General features: G+C 43.6%; 16 protein-coding genes. 1 reads left to right on the top strand and 15 read right to left on the bottom strand.

What is annotated here, in order from left to right:
• Window positions 1–41: 41 nt before the first annotated feature.
• From QWZ07_RS12975 to QWZ07_RS12905, 15 genes are all read right to left on the bottom strand, one after another.
• Entirely contained in the window at window positions 42–983 is a 942-nt protein-coding gene (locus tag QWZ07_RS12975) for a sensor domain-containing diguanylate cyclase (RefSeq protein ID WP_192853151.1), read from the bottom strand.
• A gap of 122 nt (window positions 984–1,105) precedes the next feature.
• Complete coding sequence (locus tag QWZ07_RS12970; RefSeq protein WP_192853150.1) at window positions 1,106–1,744, bottom strand: OmpA family protein; 639 nt, start codon at window positions 1,742–1,744, stop codon at window positions 1,106–1,108.
• A gap of 8 nt (window positions 1,745–1,752) precedes the next feature.
• Entirely contained in the window at window positions 1,753–3,309 is a 1,557-nt protein-coding gene (locus tag QWZ07_RS12965) for a TadE/TadG family type IV pilus assembly protein (protein ID WP_192853171.1), read from the bottom strand.
• Window positions 3,310–3,319: 10 nt separating this feature from the next.
• Entirely contained in the window at window positions 3,320–3,877 is a 558-nt protein-coding gene (tadF, locus tag QWZ07_RS12960; protein ID WP_192853169.1) for a tight adherence pilus pseudopilin TadF, read from the bottom strand.
• Entirely contained in the window at window positions 3,867–4,349 is a 483-nt protein-coding gene (locus QWZ07_RS12955) for a TadE family protein (protein WP_102362292.1), read from the bottom strand. The genes tadF and QWZ07_RS12955 overlap by 11 nt, the downstream gene beginning before the upstream one ends.
• Window positions 4,336–5,037, bottom strand: a complete 702-nt coding sequence (locus tag QWZ07_RS12950) for a tetratricopeptide repeat protein (RefSeq protein WP_192853170.1) — start codon at window positions 5,035–5,037, stop codon at window positions 4,336–4,338. The genes QWZ07_RS12955 and QWZ07_RS12950 overlap by 14 nt, the downstream gene beginning before the upstream one ends.
• A 47-nt stretch (window positions 5,038–5,084) precedes the next feature.
• Window positions 5,085–5,927 carry a type II secretion system F family protein gene (locus QWZ07_RS12945; protein WP_192853149.1) on the bottom strand — a complete coding sequence of 281 codons (843 nt, stop codon included), beginning with the start codon at window positions 5,925–5,927 and terminating at the stop codon, window positions 5,085–5,087.
• A complete protein-coding gene (locus tag QWZ07_RS12940; protein WP_076671770.1) occupies window positions 5,924–6,826 on the bottom strand; it encodes a type II secretion system F family protein in 903 nt (300 codons plus the stop codon). The genes QWZ07_RS12945 and QWZ07_RS12940 overlap by 4 nt, the downstream gene beginning before the upstream one ends.
• Before the next feature lies 1 nt (window position 6,827).
• Window positions 6,828–8,099 carry a TadA family conjugal transfer-associated ATPase gene (locus tag QWZ07_RS12935; RefSeq protein ID WP_004733950.1) on the bottom strand — a complete coding sequence of 424 codons (1,272 nt, stop codon included), beginning with the start codon at window positions 8,097–8,099 and terminating at the stop codon, window positions 6,828–6,830.
• The gene (locus tag QWZ07_RS12930) at window positions 8,096–9,337 is read right to left on the bottom strand and encodes a CpaE/TadZ family protein (RefSeq protein ID WP_192853148.1); all 1,242 of its coding nucleotides are present in this window, start codon (window positions 9,335–9,337) and stop codon (window positions 8,096–8,098) included. Before QWZ07_RS12930 ends, QWZ07_RS12935 begins: the two co-directional genes overlap by 4 nt.
• Window positions 9,337–9,816, bottom strand: coding sequence for a hypothetical protein (locus QWZ07_RS12925; protein ID WP_192853147.1), 480 nt, complete (start codon window positions 9,814–9,816; stop codon window positions 9,337–9,339). The genes QWZ07_RS12930 and QWZ07_RS12925 overlap by 1 nt, the downstream gene beginning before the upstream one ends.
• Window positions 9,813–11,183, bottom strand: coding sequence for a type II and III secretion system protein family protein (locus tag QWZ07_RS12920; RefSeq protein WP_102278599.1), 1,371 nt, complete (start codon window positions 11,181–11,183; stop codon window positions 9,813–9,815). The genes QWZ07_RS12925 and QWZ07_RS12920 overlap by 4 nt, the downstream gene beginning before the upstream one ends.
• A complete protein-coding gene (gene cpaB, locus QWZ07_RS12915) occupies window positions 11,183–12,007 on the bottom strand; it encodes a Flp pilus assembly protein CpaB (protein ID WP_102278598.1) in 825 nt (274 codons plus the stop codon). Before cpaB ends, QWZ07_RS12920 begins: the two co-directional genes overlap by 1 nt.
• A gap of 21 nt (window positions 12,008–12,028) precedes the next feature.
• Entirely contained in the window at window positions 12,029–12,469 is a 441-nt protein-coding gene (locus tag QWZ07_RS12910; RefSeq protein WP_192853146.1) for an A24 family peptidase, read from the bottom strand.
• Between the two features lie 157 nt (window positions 12,470–12,626).
• On the bottom strand, window positions 12,627–12,833 hold the full coding sequence (locus QWZ07_RS12905) for a Flp family type IVb pilin (RefSeq protein ID WP_017080668.1): 207 nt from the start codon (window positions 12,831–12,833) through the stop codon (window positions 12,627–12,629).
• A 419-nt stretch (window positions 12,834–13,252) separates the two neighbouring features.
• Between QWZ07_RS12905 and QWZ07_RS12900 the strand changes: the two genes are divergently transcribed.
• The gene (locus QWZ07_RS12900; RefSeq protein WP_065112441.1) at window positions 13,253–14,146 is read left to right on the top strand and encodes a LysR family transcriptional regulator; all 894 of its coding nucleotides are present in this window, start codon (window positions 13,253–13,255) and stop codon (window positions 14,144–14,146) included.
• Window positions 14,147–14,380: the final 234 nt, after the last annotated feature.

The following is a 14,380-nucleotide window of genomic DNA, read 5'->3' as shown; positions in this document are numbered from 1 at the left end:
AGCCCACATCCAGTGGGCTTTTTTACAGCTGTCACCAATATCTAAATCTTGTTCTTCTTGTTGAGGTACATGTTTTCATCGGACGACTTTATTAGATTGATGATATTGAAGCTTCGAGAGTCTGCAGTACCACAGCCATATGAAAAACCGAGCGGAACCTCATCATCGCAACGAAAACCTTCAATGAAGTCATCGAATTCAGCGTGAATTTTATTAACTAACTCAGAAGCATAACCAGTTTCTTCTGAATGTATGACGACGATGAATTCATCACCACCGACTCTGGCCGATATGATGTTGTACTTTGAATTGTTTTTTATACATGACGCAAAGCCAGAGATATAGTCATCACCTTTGAAGTGGCCATAGGTATCATTGATGTACTTCAAATTATCCAAGTCGAAATACAAACAAACAATCTCTCCGTCGCTGATGTTTGCTTTGTTGAATTCATGAAAAAAGCCCCTTCGATTAAGCAGCGTTGTCATGATATCAAAGTGACTGTTTTTGTATAAAATCCGACTCTCTTCTTTTAATAGGATTTCGGAACGCAGCAAGGTTGAAATGTTTTCAATCAAGTTAACTTGGCTTTGCGTATACGTTGTTGGGCTCAAATCAAACACCAAAAGCACCGCAAACACTTCGCCATCGATATCTCTTACCGGAACACCGCAAAAAGACTTATAGGCATCTGCTCCCTTTGCAGAAACGTATTCTCCACCAGCGTGACCACTCAAATAGACCGTGCGATTTTCGTTATGCACATACTCACAAAAGCAGCTAATTCTGCTCTTGTGCTGGTTGCACGATACGTTCGAGGAACTCCAAACACTTTCAGAACCAGAACAACTCAAATCAGAGATCATAATGATGCCTGCATTAGATGCATCCATTATGTCTCGTATGTTATCCAATATAGATACCCACGTATCTATATCGATATTTTTTTCCATCCCTTCAGAAGAGATTTTATCAAAAAGCATTAATATTTCTTTAGTGTCAGACAGTTAAACTTGATTGAATATTCATTAGAGTCCGTTACAACAAAATTCTAAAAGCGATAATTTAGGGTGGCTATTGCCAAGCAACAACCAACCCCAACATCCTAATTTTCTAATTCAACGCTATCGTTTTCAGAAGCCCAAATCTCGGAGCGTCGATTCTTGGCTCTACCCTCTGACGTTGCGTTGGAGGCAATAGGCTTACTTTCACCAAACGAACGAATCACAAGGCGATTTTTCTCGACACCATCCGCGATTAAACCGTCCGACGTCGTCAGCGCTCTTTGAAGCCCCAATGCTTGGTTGTAACCTGCTTCGCCAGTGCTATCAGTGTGTCCATCCACCGTAATCGCACTGCCGTTAGTCTTTAACTCGCCTGCAAGTTGACTCAGAGCTTTACTGCCCATCGGCGTTAAGTTGTGTTGGTCAAATCCAAAATGAAGGCGTGCTAATAACCCTTGACGTTCTTGGTTACTGATCCAAGTCTTACATCCTGACTGGTTCATACCTAGATTGGATTGACCTGCTAACGCTTGTTTTAGCTCACTGCTGTCAGACGGCTGCTCTATTTGTAAAAAGCCCTGTCTGTGCTGTGCAATGCCAACGACATCGTCAACCGTAACACTGTGTTGATATTCACTGAACGCAGTGTCGCAATAAGTACTGATACCTTCTTCTGCATGAGCGATAAGACTAAATTGCAATGTCGATATGACGATTGAACTGATCATTAACTTTTTCATATTTTCCTCTAGTACAACTTAGTGATTCCGCTTGTTTTTGAGCCTTTACGGATGAGTTCTTCTATCTTTTCAATCAATTCATCTAGGTTAGATACATCGATAATGTCTTCATTTGGGTCGACAACGCAGTCTTGAAAACCACTTTGCTGAGATGCTCGAAAATCAATTCCGATGACACCTATGTATAAGCCTGGTATTTCCTCTCTTGCTTTGTCACACATGCCTCTATCGACTAACCCTTTGAGGATGCCGTTATCAGGGCTTTCCTGCCCGTCACTTAAAATCAGCAGCATCTTAATTTTCTTGTTGTAGACTTGCTGTTCTTCTTGGTCGGAACTGTTCGGATCACCGTCATGGAGCACTTGAGAACCTCTCAAAATACCTTGAAAAGCCGCAGTCCCGCCGTCTGCCCACATCGAATTAATCGGGTCTAAATCTGACAGCTTGTTTGATAAGCGAATGTTGGAAAACTGCGATGAATTGGAAGATCCATGCGCGTTAAATAGCTTTGTTCCACTCACGCCATAGAAATCGGGCTGTAACCCCGACTTGTCCGTAAACATCGTCGACACTGATGTCGGTAAATCTACATAGTTATAAACATCGGCAACAAGGTAACGATCTAGATCAATCACATCTTTAATACGTTTGGCGTACTTTCTATTATCCGATTTTGGATTTGGACAACGTGACTCGCGACCAGCACATCTAAGTACATAATCTTGCGAATACGTACGCCAGTAATCCCAGTTAACATCGTTGTAGGAATAAGGTGATACGTTCGTTTTATAGTTATCTTTGTAGCTCAGCTGGCTTGTCGCACGAGCTTGATTTCCCGAGACGATTTCCCTCGTTCGAACGTTAAAAGGCACAAAGCCAACTCGGTTAAGCAGCTTGTCTCCGGTTGTATCTTCACCCGGTTCGTCACAAACGTATTTCCACTCTCCATCGACATAGTCCTGTTTAATCGATGTGCAAAGAATTTTGCTGGATATTTCATCGATGGCAGTCTTTAGATCGTCGATTTTTATGTGTCGACTTGAGCCCCATCTATCGTTCATTGAACCGGAAAAGTCCGACACAAAAACAATATCGATATTGTTATCACCAAGATAAACAGGGTACTTCCGAGCTAACGAACGTCCCGCTAAGTCTTGCTGCTGATCAAACGAAGGGATAAAGCTACTCGCAAACCAAGAGTCGTGCGTCGTCTTGGCATTCACTGTGTATTGGATGTATTCCAGAACCCCATTGCCCTCGTCTTCCGCTTGATGAACTCGGTCTGCTGATAAATTGGTTGATTTGATGTCTCGCACGTAGTTTTCGACATACTTGGTCGCGAGCCCACGTGCCTGATCCGGTTGATCTTCAATCGTCACCGCAATCGCAGCAGCCTCTGCTGAATCTCGTAATCGGCTAGTCTCTTGAACATAACGTGTGCCTTCAACCGCCCAAAAGGTCATGCCCATAATTGGCACAAGCAATAAGCCCATCCACACCGCTGCAACCCCTTGCTGTCTTTGGAGACTGAGATGCTGGCGATTGATATGACGATCGTGCTGCATTTTCATTTCATTATCTCCCAGGCATGATTGAAGAAGAGCCAATCTTAACCGTGGTGCTGGTACCACCGTTGAAGAAGGGCTTGAACCAAGAGCTTTGCTCTTCACAAAGACTGATTCGGTACAATGGATACACAACGCCCTTTTCTACCGGAGCTAAACCCGCATGCTCGAGAATCGAATCGGTTTGGCAATTTAAGTTTCTGTACTTGCGGGTTGAGAATTCAGCGACATTCGTTTTATTGGTCAATGACTCTATCTTGATCGCCACGTTATCAACTGGTGTATTGAGCATTCGACTTGCCACTTTAGCCATGTCTTCTAACTCTGAATTAGTTACGGGTAGGTTTTGTCCTGCCAACACGTCGGCATCAAAGTAACGAGTACGCTCTTTGATCACGTTGACTAAAGCAAAGCTGGATCGATCGAGCTTGGCACGCACGAGTAGCTGATGACTCAAGTCTGCGCCAAACAGATAAACACCCCACAACGCCACAAGAATGAACAGCAATTCAACGGTAAATGAACCTTGCTGGCGAATCGCGTAAGACACACGTTGTTTACGGCGCATCATTATCCCACCCCTCGTGTTCTAAGTTCAAAACCATAGTGCTTGAAATATCCCTATCCGCTGCACCAGCCAGTTTAATGACTGGGGTATAGCGGTAGGTCACGGTGATCTCGGCTAAGTCGTAATTGAAGTTCAACCCTTGATCAGAGTGCCCCCTGTTCGCGACGAAATCGTCATAGGTTTTGAAGTACTGACCTGTGATGGAGAACCTTGAGCTATCAATTAAGAAACTCCATAGATTGTCATCATCTTCGATTAACGATTTGAACTTATTTTCGTACTGCTCGTTGATCCCTTCGCCTTCATATATTTTGGTATTTCTGATGGTTTCTCTCAGCGAATACTCGGTCATGTTCACAACGTAGATTTGGTAACTCGATTCGAAGATCGCAAAGGTGGCGAAAAACAGAACAAGCGCACCCAACACAAACTCAATCGCCGTCACACCCTTCTGCTTATTAAGACGCTTCATCGTTAACTCCTAAGTGAGTTAATTCAGCGGCGATGCTCTGGATCTCTTCCGCTGAGAAGTCACCTTTAAGTAACTTTTTGGCTGAGTCGATTTGCTGGGTTTTCATTAGTGCGATAGCTAGGTTCGCTTTAACGATCTTATTCGCCGGGTCTTCTTTTAAAACCGGGGCTAGCGTTTCTATCGCTTGTTGGTAGTCACCATTCGCCATTTGAATCATCGCAATGTTGTTCTTAACAACGACATCGTCATAACCGCGTAAACGAGCTCGATTCAGTTCTTGGTAAGCTTCATTAAATCTTCCAACTTTTGTGTATGACACACCGAGTAAGACGTGAATTTGACCTGTTGTGTTTCCCGCATCTACTGACTTCATATAAGCAGCAATGGCACTTTCAACGTCATTTCTTGCATCAAATACTTGCCCTTCTAACTGGTACAAGTTGGGGTTTTCAAACCCCTCTTTTTGCAAATGCTGAACATAGAAGTCTGCCGACTCGATATCCCCTTTATGAAAATATGCCCATGCCAGTTTCTCTTTTACCTCTGGGTCTTCGGAACCCTGCCCTAGCTCGGTTTTGTAATAACTAATCAAGCCGTCATAGTTCTTCACTTTTTCCATGCTAGTCACGTCGCCAAGCTGCTGGTTTTGTGGTGAAGGGGCCGATTGACAACCCGCCAGCACACTCATCGACAACAAAATCAGACAAAAACGTTTTCCAATCACTTGTCGTCTCCCTATATGTTCAATGTCATTTGCATGATGCTCGGCGCGAGAATCAAGATGACGATCGGGAACATGATGAAAAGGATCAAAGGGACACTCATCTTCGCGGAGAGCTTACCGACCTTTTCCTCAACCGTAAGAATTTGGACTTTTCGCATGTCCTCTGCGAGATCACTTAGCACCTGAGCCACGGATGTGCCGTATTGCAGGTTTTGAATGATGGTCAGAACAAAGCTTCGTACTGGAGGCGTTGGAATACGTTCACTCAGATCATTGAGCGCCTTTTCCAGTCCGTGTATTTTCGCTGAATCGGATGTGCGCTTAATTTGGTAACAAAGGTCTGAATCGAATTCAGCAAGCTCTTTGCCCAAATAAACCAGCGCCGCTTCAATCGTCATACCGGTTTGAACACATACCGACATCATGTCGAGCAGATACGGCAGTTGAGCTGAGGTTCTACTGATCAACATCTTACGTCGCATTTGCAGCATTGTATCTGGGACGACAATGACGCCAATCAGCGAGAAAATAACCACGATCAGTTTGTTGGTGGGTGTCATATCCCCTAACAGCACCAAGCCAGAAACCAACGCTAATACCAACAACTTGGCCGGAAAATAGAATTTGGCCCAGTCCGTGTTGTAGTAACCCGCCTCAATCATTTTTTGCTCGAGTTCTTGTCGATGTTCTTTGCCAAAACGAACAAAAAAGCGATTTACGCGCGACGGCGCACGAGCAGAATGATCTCCGATATAGAGCGCAACCTTCTTATGTCTTTGCTCCTTACGAATCGAATCGACAATCAGAAACAGTAACGAAAAAAACAAAACGATAAGGGAAGCCAGTAACATCATGCGCGTACTCCTCTCACTAATAACCAAACAAGGAATAAACCGAAAAGCTCACTACCCAATACGTAAAACAGTACCAGCCTTCCCTCAGGGTCGTAGAGAACAAACTCCACATTATCTGGATTGACGTAGTTAAGAATGAGCATAAAAATCAAAGGGATCGCTGCAACAATTTTGGCAGAGATTCGGGCTTCTGAAGTCATCGCCATCTTCTTTTTCTCGAGTGTTCGAGAGTCCACCAGCACTCTAATCAGCCGTGCTAACACACCCTTGAGTTGGCCGCCTCGCGCGATATTCGCTCTGATCGTCACGGTAAAGAAAAGAAACTCCGGATAAGGATAGTTTTTGCACGATCGTTTAAGCACCACTTCTGGTGACTCACCCAATTTCAGTCGGTCACCCATTAGCTTAAATTCACGACCAATCGGGTTATGCATCACATCGCCAACATAACCGATAGCTTGCATTAAGCTGTCACCTGCCGTTACCGCACTCATCAGAATGTTCAGCGCATCAGGGAACGTATTCTCAAATTCTCGACGTCTTCTTGTGACCAGGAATCGATAACCGCAAAGGGTAAACACCATAGATGAACCCAGTACAAACCACGTATTGGTGATTGATAACAACTCAACAACGATGTACCAAGATGCGATGATGCTGCCCGTGATATAGAGCGCAATGTACAAAGAAGAGCGTGGACCTAACACCATCAACGTGGGTGACACCGACTCTTTGAGTTTTTGCCAGTTTTGCTTACGTACCAATGACTTGACGTTAATGGCATTGAAATTTTCAGCTTCTACTTCTTCAATATTGAAAAACTGATTGACCTTTTTTACCTTTGAATCTCGGATCAAAAGCAGCACAAACGCAAAGAGGATTAACGAAAGCCAAAGCATGCTAGGCCCCCTTAAACGATGCTTTCAGCTCTTCGTAGAGCCCGAAGAATTGCGCTTTTTTCACAAGCTCAGATCGCTGCATAATGCCGTCGGTAACAAACTCACCTTTAACGGTTTCTCCATAATGCGCGTCGTCATAACGAAAACGATAAATCTCTTCCATCACCACGCTGTCGCCTTCTAGGCCGACGATTTCCGAAATGCTTGTGATCTTACGAGACCCATCCCGCAACCTGTTAACCTGAACAATCATTTGCACGGCACTCACGATCGTTCTTCTGATCGCGTCAAGAGGCTGATTTAGGTTCGCCATCATCACCATCGATTCAACACGAGCAATCGCATCACGCGGCGTGTTGGCGTGCAATGTAGACATAGACCCATCGTGTCCGGTGTTCATCGCTTGCAGCATTTCAAACGCTTCGGAGCCACGACACTCACCGAGAATAATGCGGTCTGGACGCATACGAAGCGCATTGATCACTAACTCACGCTGAGTCACTGCTCCAGTTTGTTCAACACTCGAGGTACGTGTTTCGAGTCGAACTAAATTGGGTTGTTGCAGGCGCAGTTCAGCCGCATCTTCAATGGTGACAATACGTTCATCTTCGGCAATGTATTGAGATAACGCGTTAAGCAATGTCGTTTTACCTGAACCTGTACCGCCAGAAATCAACACATTGATGCGGCAGCGCGAAGCGATCATCAGCACTCGCGCCATGTCTGGAGACATAGACCCGAAGCCAATCAAATCTTCAAAGCCGATATTCTGCTCTCTGAACTTACGAATAGAGATCGAAGTACCATCCAACGAAATGGGAGGAATCACGATGTTCACACGGCTGCCGTCTTCTAACCTGGCGTCGACCGTCGGCGAAAGTTCATCGACACGTCTTCCGACACGTGAGGCAATACGCTTAGCAATGGCTAACAACTGTTCTTCATTCACAAACGAGACTTCGGACTTTTTCACCTTGCCGTGTCGTTCGAAAAAGATGTTGTTGGGTCCGTTGACCATAATGTCGGAAATGGACTGATCTTCGACCAAGGGCTGTAAAGGCCCCAAGCCAAACAGTTCATCAATCAGGCTTTTCACCAAGCCTGACTTCATCATCGAGGTAATCGGTCTTTGGTAGCTATTCGCCAACAAATCAACCGCTGCTTGTATTTGCGATTCAAGGTCTCGACGGCTCATTTTCTGAACCGCTTCTGCATCTAGGGCTTCAAAGATCTGCCCACGAAACGCGAGGTATAAGTCTTTGTTAGAACTCATTTAACACGCACCTTTTTCAACCAAGAGTTCATGCCCTTCTGGTCCATCGGCTGACCATTGATCAGCTTCACTAGTTGCTCCATAGAACGGCTTATGTGACGGTCATGCTTATGGCCGCGTTTACCATCGATAATGATGTGCGCTAACGCTTTGCAATAATCGACTTCGAGGTCAACATTGGCGCCTAAATACTTAATCAGGTTGGGCTTTTGTAAGACGTAGGCATTTTCCGGACGATGGTAGTTCACCACGGTAATCACACGAGTACGCGACGATAGCGAAAGCTGTAAGTTGGAGACTTTTTCATACAGTCGTTTTGCACTTCTTACTGAAGACACTGACGCATCCAACACCAACACAACCACATCAAAGTTTTCTACCAAGAGTTGAGGTTCAACTTTGAAATCCACGCCACCCGAAAAGTCTTCAATAATGAAATTGGTGTTGCGCGCTAACAGGTCACACAAGGTTTGGTTGTAATTAAGAACATCGGTTTGACTCATGTCGCCATCAATCGCCAACAGACGTAAGTTCTTGCGAGCATTGATTAAGTAACTCAACGCCCCTTCTTCATCCATTTCATGCAATGGTGCGGTGAACTCGTCAATGGTTCTCGGCTTAAAGTCTTTTAGGCCGAGCAAGACATCAAGGTTGGTATCCGCATATTGATGATCGACGAGAATCGTGTCCGAACCTTGTGTCGATAATAGTGAGCTCAACTCGGTTGATAGAAACGATGCACCCACGCCGCCTTTTGAACCGACAATCGCAACTCGCTTCGCTTTACGTTTTTGGCTCACACCAGAGAAAGTCTTCAGGTTCTTACCAACGTGGTTCAAGAAGTCAGCAAATTCCTGCTTATTCACTGGCCAGAACACGTAGTAAAAACCCATGTCTTTGAGAGAACGAAGCGTAGAAATCGCATCCTCTTTACCAATCACAACCACCCCTTTATGCGTGGGTAGTTTGCTGGCAAAGGATTTAGCGTCTTCAACCACATTAGTCGATTCATTAAGCTCTAGAATCACAATGTGGCTACTTTGTTGTTCTGTCAGCTTGGTCAAGCCGGCTTTGGCTTTAACGCATGCAGGATCATTCCACCCTTCAAATCGAAAGACTTCTTGAACAAGGTCTAAACACTCTTGAGATTGATAGAACAAAGTACATCCGGCAACACCTGTCGTTCCGGTCTGAACTGGCTTGGCCTTTGTTGTTAATGCTTTAGTCAGGTCAAACATTATTGCTCTCCTACCAATCGAGACTTGTAAGCCACTTGCTTCAAGCGCATCGATTCAGCAAAGCAGTCTGGCTGCCTCAACCGAACGTGAATCTGTGCTGGTGCGCATTCTTGAGTCTTCAAACGCATTAAGGTCACCTGAATCTTTAAGTCGCTCGGTAACAACTGAGCATTTCGATACAAGACTCTTTGTGGCGCGATGACATGCGACGGATATTGTTCGAAAATCGCCTGCAACATCTGTTTGCTGCGGGTTGATTTGTAATCCACGACATAAGTGGCTTCTTTGTCCGTTGATTCAATATCTTGAATCAAAGCGGTAATCTGCTTGGTGGTTTCAGTGCGGTTTTTCATCGCAAACTCAAAGCTGTGGTGCTCTTTGTACACCAAGGCTTCAGCACCATGACCAACAAAATATTGCTCAGAGGCGCAGCCTAAAAGTGACGTGGTAAATAACGCCATTAATAGTAATTTCTTCATTGGATAAACCCTCCTTGCGACAACAGACGAATCGTTGCATCGGAAGATGTCACCGACTTACCATCCCACTTAATGTTTAGCCAACGCGCCAATGTGGAAGTCTTCTTGATGTAAGGCAGTTGAATGTCTTTCGGTTTAATTGGTTCAACAAGATTCACGGTGGCAACGATGATCAATTCAGTTCGTTTTCTTTCTGTGGTCGCTTTGCGGAATGCGGCACCTAGAACTGGTATATCGCCCACAAAAGGGATTTTTTGCATTTTTTCCAAATCAGCACTGCTCATCAAGCCACCAAGAACGAAGCTATCGCCATCGGCTAACTCTACGGTGGTCATCGCACGTCGAGAAGCCAGTTGCGGGACTTTGATTCCGGCCGCTTCTACATAACCTTCAACTTCGCTTACTTCCGGGGCTAATTGCATACGGATTCTGTCTTGGCTAAGCACTTTCGCAGTGAGATCGAGTTTGATGCCGAACTCTTTGAAAGAGATGTTCACGTTGCTGTTCGTCGACACGATAACGGGCACTTCGCCGCCTACAAGGAAACTTGCAGACTCACCGGATAACACGGTTAAGTTAGGTTCAGCCAGAACCTCTGCGATTTGGTCGTTGCCTAGTGCAGTAATTAACGTACTTAGGTTTGCTGCGTCGAACTGGTCGAAAACAAATTCGCCAACGCTTGAACCCACTGAGCTCCAATCAACACCAACAGTTTGTCCAAATGATTCAGTTACTTGCGCTACTGATATTTTGACGTTCACTTGCTGAGTCGTCGCCACTTCAATGCGTTCGATGATCCCTTCCCACGTCATATTACGGGCAAACACCATGCTTTCGGGCTCTTCATAATTTGAGTTGTCGGACTTAAACTCCAGTTTCACCGTTTTGTCCCATTTCTCTGTTTTTTCTCGTCCAAGCAGAGTGGCAACCAAACGATAGATGTCGTCACGAGTCGCTTCGGAATCAACAAGACCACTCACGGCGACTTGCTCTCCCACAGACTGAATCTTGACTTTGGCATCAGGGAAATGAAATTTGAGTTGTCGTCTAATATCCGTTAAATCCAAATCAACAATAATGCGGTCTGAAAGCAGAACATCACCATCAATGCCATAGACGATCAGTCGTGATTGCCCAATAGCATTGGCGAACACAACTATCGTGTTGTCGTTGATTATTTTGTAGTCGACGATGTCAGGGTTATTGATAAACACTTGGCCAATCGGACTTTTTAACTGGATGTGCTGACCATCGTTGAGCGTGATGGAGCGATCGGCGGCAAAAGCGTTTGTTATAGAAAGTAAGCCAATCAGCGGCGCTAGAATGGAAGCAAACAGTACTTGTTTGATTCGATGGTGAATCATCATCACAAAGCCTCTCTCGGGTTGTTCTCGTTACCACGTAACTCAGCAATCCCTGTATAATTATCGATAATATTGCGCACCTCCGCGAACTCGGGTTGCGTGTAGGTTTGGCTTCGGTAAATTTCGATGTGCATTGTTCGTTGTGCTAGCGCAAGTTTTGGTAACTCGTCGGGGCTAACTTCGATGACCACCGTCGTCAGTCCATCCTCTTTACTCGGAGCGCGAGCGGTAATAGAACTGTCGCCAGTTGCGTCATTGCCAATGTTGAGTACTTTGACGTTTTTAAGAAACATTGACGCCTTCACCCCTCTAAAGCGCTTCGGCTTATCGATATTTCCAGCTAAGTTATCGTTTGGAGAACTCACAGTGAGGATATCGATGGACGTTCCAGGGCGGATGTAATCGTTGATTAGGTTTTTGTCACTGACTTTAAGTGGGTATAACGTCATGCCTTCCGAGATCAAAAGGTCGATGTATCCGGGCTGGCCAGGCGTCACTTGATATTCAGGTAGCACAACCTCACCTGCGCTAAGGCTGCGATTGAGCAAAATAGAGGGCGAAAAGCTGATTTGTGCGTCTTCTCTGACACCAAGCGTTAATGCTTCACTAAGAGGGAGTTGTTGTTTTACGACACCTTGCGCATCGATCGCACGTCCTTTTTCATAAGGTTCCGTGGTCATCCAAACGGCAACATGCTCTTCATTTGTTTCTTCCACCACTTCAGCGGTCGTTGTCGGTTGAGGTTCACTCTTCAACAAATCGACAACGCCTAGCGCGCCAACTATTAAGGCAGCAATGGCAACAAGTAATACCAGTCGAGATCTCATAATGTTCTCATTCTTGGAGGTTTATATATGTGGCGTGTTTTGAGTTAAAATTACCAAGTAGAATCCAATGCTAATTGCTATACCATATGGAATTCCTTGTTGGTCGTTCGACGCTTTTCTTATTAGCTTTTTACTTATCAGCTTGTTATTTACGAGATAAATAACGGCTAAAAATCCGCCAGTAAAAGCCGTCATAACAAACGCCCAAAGTAAATCGTTGAGAGGTATGGTTAGTGATAGAACCGCGGCATATTTAATATCACCGGCTCCAATCCAAATCAGGGCGTAAACAAGCAACCCTCCCCCTAACACAAGTAAAAAACTCATAATCTGAATGTCTAACGGTGACAGAAAACATTGCAAAAAGAGTAATATCAACAATGCGTAATTTTGTATCTTGCGATAGAGAAAATCGGTAACCGATACATAGACACACACGATTGCCAAAATCAGTAAATACACTTCAAAACTCAAAATTGGAAATATTGCCTAAATTTATATGGATTGGCGTTAGCATATATTAATTGGTATTCCCAATTAACTGAGCCAGACCAATGAAAACATAGGTCTGGCACAAATATCTTTCGATATATTCTACATTAGCCAATAAGGCTTGATGTTAGCTGCTAGCAGTATCGATAGCAGTAGCTACATCTTCAAAAGCACCTTCAAGTTTGCCAATGAAACCATCTGCGCCTACTGCAGTAGTTACTAATACAGCCATTGCTACTGCAATAAGACCATATTCAATTGCAGTTACTCCGCGCTCATCGTTCTTGAATTGTGATAGAAACATGCTTGTTTTAACGTATAGCTTAGTAATCATTATTATGTCTTCCTATAAGGGCTGTTGAAAATTCGTCGCCATTATAATTAGCACCACCAATCTATGGAAAATACCCCCTATCGATTCAATCTATAGGTCGTGTAAAAAATGATCAAAACAAACACCTTAAAAATACCAACAAAAATACAAAGTCCATAAATGACAAACACTTACATTAAAAATCAGCTAAAAAACAAAATGAATATTTAAATTTATAAACTTGAAAAAATAAGACATAGGTCAATGTTTAACTTAATCAAAAATTTATATAAGCTTTGGAACTAGCCTAATAGATAATTCATCGATCTTTATTACTCCTTATAAAACATGTTGAAATACAATTATCATCACGCTATTGTTCTTCGAATCAACAAACCATAAAAAATATAATTTCTTTGTGTCAAAAGGTTAGTCGAATCATGAAACTACATTTCGAAAATATTGTTTCGTTCATAGCAGTAGTTGAAGAAGGTTCATTTAGCTCTGCTGCACGTAAGCTTGGCAAGTCTCAGTCAACGGTTAGTACCGCTGTGCAAAACCTTGAGTCTGACTTGGGTTTCAATTTATTTAATAGAGAACACTCTAAAGTCTGGTTAACTGAGAAAGGAAAACGCCTATTCCAACTATCTTTACCTGTCGTATCGAAATATCGTGAGTTAATCACTATTGCAGAACAAATGAATCTATCCGACCAGATAGTTTACCGCGTGGGTATCGATCCATTAGTTTTCAACAAAAACGTAAAAAAGGCATTGTTGGCATTTTCAGAGGCTTTCCCTAATGTCGACCTACTTGTTGTGACTAAACCAAGTTTCGTTTTAGGTAATTACGTTAATGAAGGAAAGATAGACCTAGCGTTAGGTAACCCCTATCACAAGACAAATAACGACTTTAATATAGAAGAGCTTTTTCACGTCAACTGTTGGTGGGTAGCACACGAAGACTTAGTATCCTTGAAGTCTCATACGCCATCTCAGCGCGTTCTATTAATGGATGGTTGTGAAGAGCTGCTGAATTTGTCGAACATCGCCTCATATAACCTATGGCGACTAGATGATTTAGCCACCATTATCGAACTGTGCAAAGCTCAAAAAGGCATTGCTTTTTTACCGGGGTTTCTCATCGAAGGGAACGTAGAAGACAGTAAACTTAAGGTGATTACAGACCACCCCGATTTTTTTGGCAAACGAGTTATTGCATCCCTTTTCTGGCAAATACATTCTGACTTTAGCTTGTTTAACCAATGGATTAAGGACGAGCTAAAAACGAGCTCCAGCTATAAACAAACATTTGTTGCTGACTTAGCCCAATAATGCTCTATTAAAATCATGACAATCACACTCTATTGCACTCTCCCGCTTCGAGTGTGATATTTCAATACCGATATTTATCAGAATATAAACGCCAAACAAATCATATAAAATACATATAATTTACATTGTATACATCAGATAATATATGCACTTTTATTTACTTCGAATTCTTCATTACCTAGCCGTTCATAAATCTGTAATAAAACCTAGTTAGAAACTAACCTTTAAGATTAT

The organism is Vibrio lentus (assembly GCF_030409755.1).
GTDB lineage: Bacteria > Pseudomonadota > Gammaproteobacteria > Enterobacterales > Vibrionaceae > Vibrio > Vibrio lentus.
Note: the sequence above shows the minus strand (reverse complement) of the source record. Positions and strands in the feature narration are given on the sequence as shown.

What these genes read in the sequence shown, in the direction of transcription:
- QWZ07_RS12970 (WP_192853150.1), bottom strand. Translation starts at nt 1,744, where the DNA reads ATGAAAAAGTTAATGATCAGTTCAATCGTCATATCGACATTGCAATTT.
- QWZ07_RS12975 (WP_192853151.1), bottom strand. Translation starts at nt 983, where the DNA reads ATGCTTTTTGATAAAATCTCTTCTGAAGGGATGGAAAAAAATATCGAT.
- QWZ07_RS12955 (WP_102362292.1), bottom strand. Translation starts at nt 4,349, where the DNA reads ATGAAGCGTCTTAATAAGCAGAAGGGTGTGACGGCGATTGAGTTTGTG.
- QWZ07_RS12925 (WP_192853147.1), bottom strand. Translation starts at nt 9,816, where the DNA reads ATGAAGAAATTACTATTAATGGCGTTATTTACCACGTCACTTTTAGGC.
- QWZ07_RS12950 (WP_192853170.1), bottom strand. Translation starts at nt 5,037, where the DNA reads ATGAGTGTGCTGGCGGGTTGTCAATCGGCCCCTTCACCACAAAACCAG.
- QWZ07_RS12940 (WP_076671770.1), bottom strand. Translation starts at nt 6,826, where the DNA reads ATGCTTTGGCTTTCGTTAATCCTCTTTGCGTTTGTGCTGCTTTTGATC.
- QWZ07_RS12965 (WP_192853171.1), bottom strand. Translation starts at nt 3,309, where the DNA reads ATGCAGCACGATCGTCATATCAATCGCCAGCATCTCAGTCTCCAAAGA.
- cpaB (WP_102278598.1), bottom strand. Translation starts at nt 12,007, where the DNA reads ATGAGATCTCGACTGGTATTACTTGTTGCCATTGCTGCCTTAATAGTT.
- QWZ07_RS12900 (WP_065112441.1), top strand. Translation starts at nt 13,253, where the DNA reads ATGAAACTACATTTCGAAAATATTGTTTCGTTCATAGCAGTAGTTGAA.
- QWZ07_RS12930 (WP_192853148.1), bottom strand. Translation starts at nt 9,337, where the DNA reads ATGTTTGACCTGACTAAAGCATTAACAACAAAGGCCAAGCCAGTTCAG.
- QWZ07_RS12920 (WP_102278599.1), bottom strand. Translation starts at nt 11,183, where the DNA reads ATGATGATTCACCATCGAATCAAACAAGTACTGTTTGCTTCCATTCTA.
- QWZ07_RS12905 (WP_017080668.1), bottom strand. Translation starts at nt 12,833, where the DNA reads ATGATTACTAAGCTATACGTTAAAACAAGCATGTTTCTATCACAATTC.
- tadF (WP_192853169.1), bottom strand. Translation starts at nt 3,877, where the DNA reads ATGCGCCGTAAACAACGTGTGTCTTACGCGATTCGCCAGCAAGGTTCA.
- QWZ07_RS12935 (WP_004733950.1), bottom strand. Translation starts at nt 8,099, where the DNA reads ATGAGTTCTAACAAAGACTTATACCTCGCGTTTCGTGGGCAGATCTTT.
- QWZ07_RS12945 (WP_192853149.1), bottom strand. Translation starts at nt 5,927, where the DNA reads ATGATGTTACTGGCTTCCCTTATCGTTTTGTTTTTTTCGTTACTGTTT.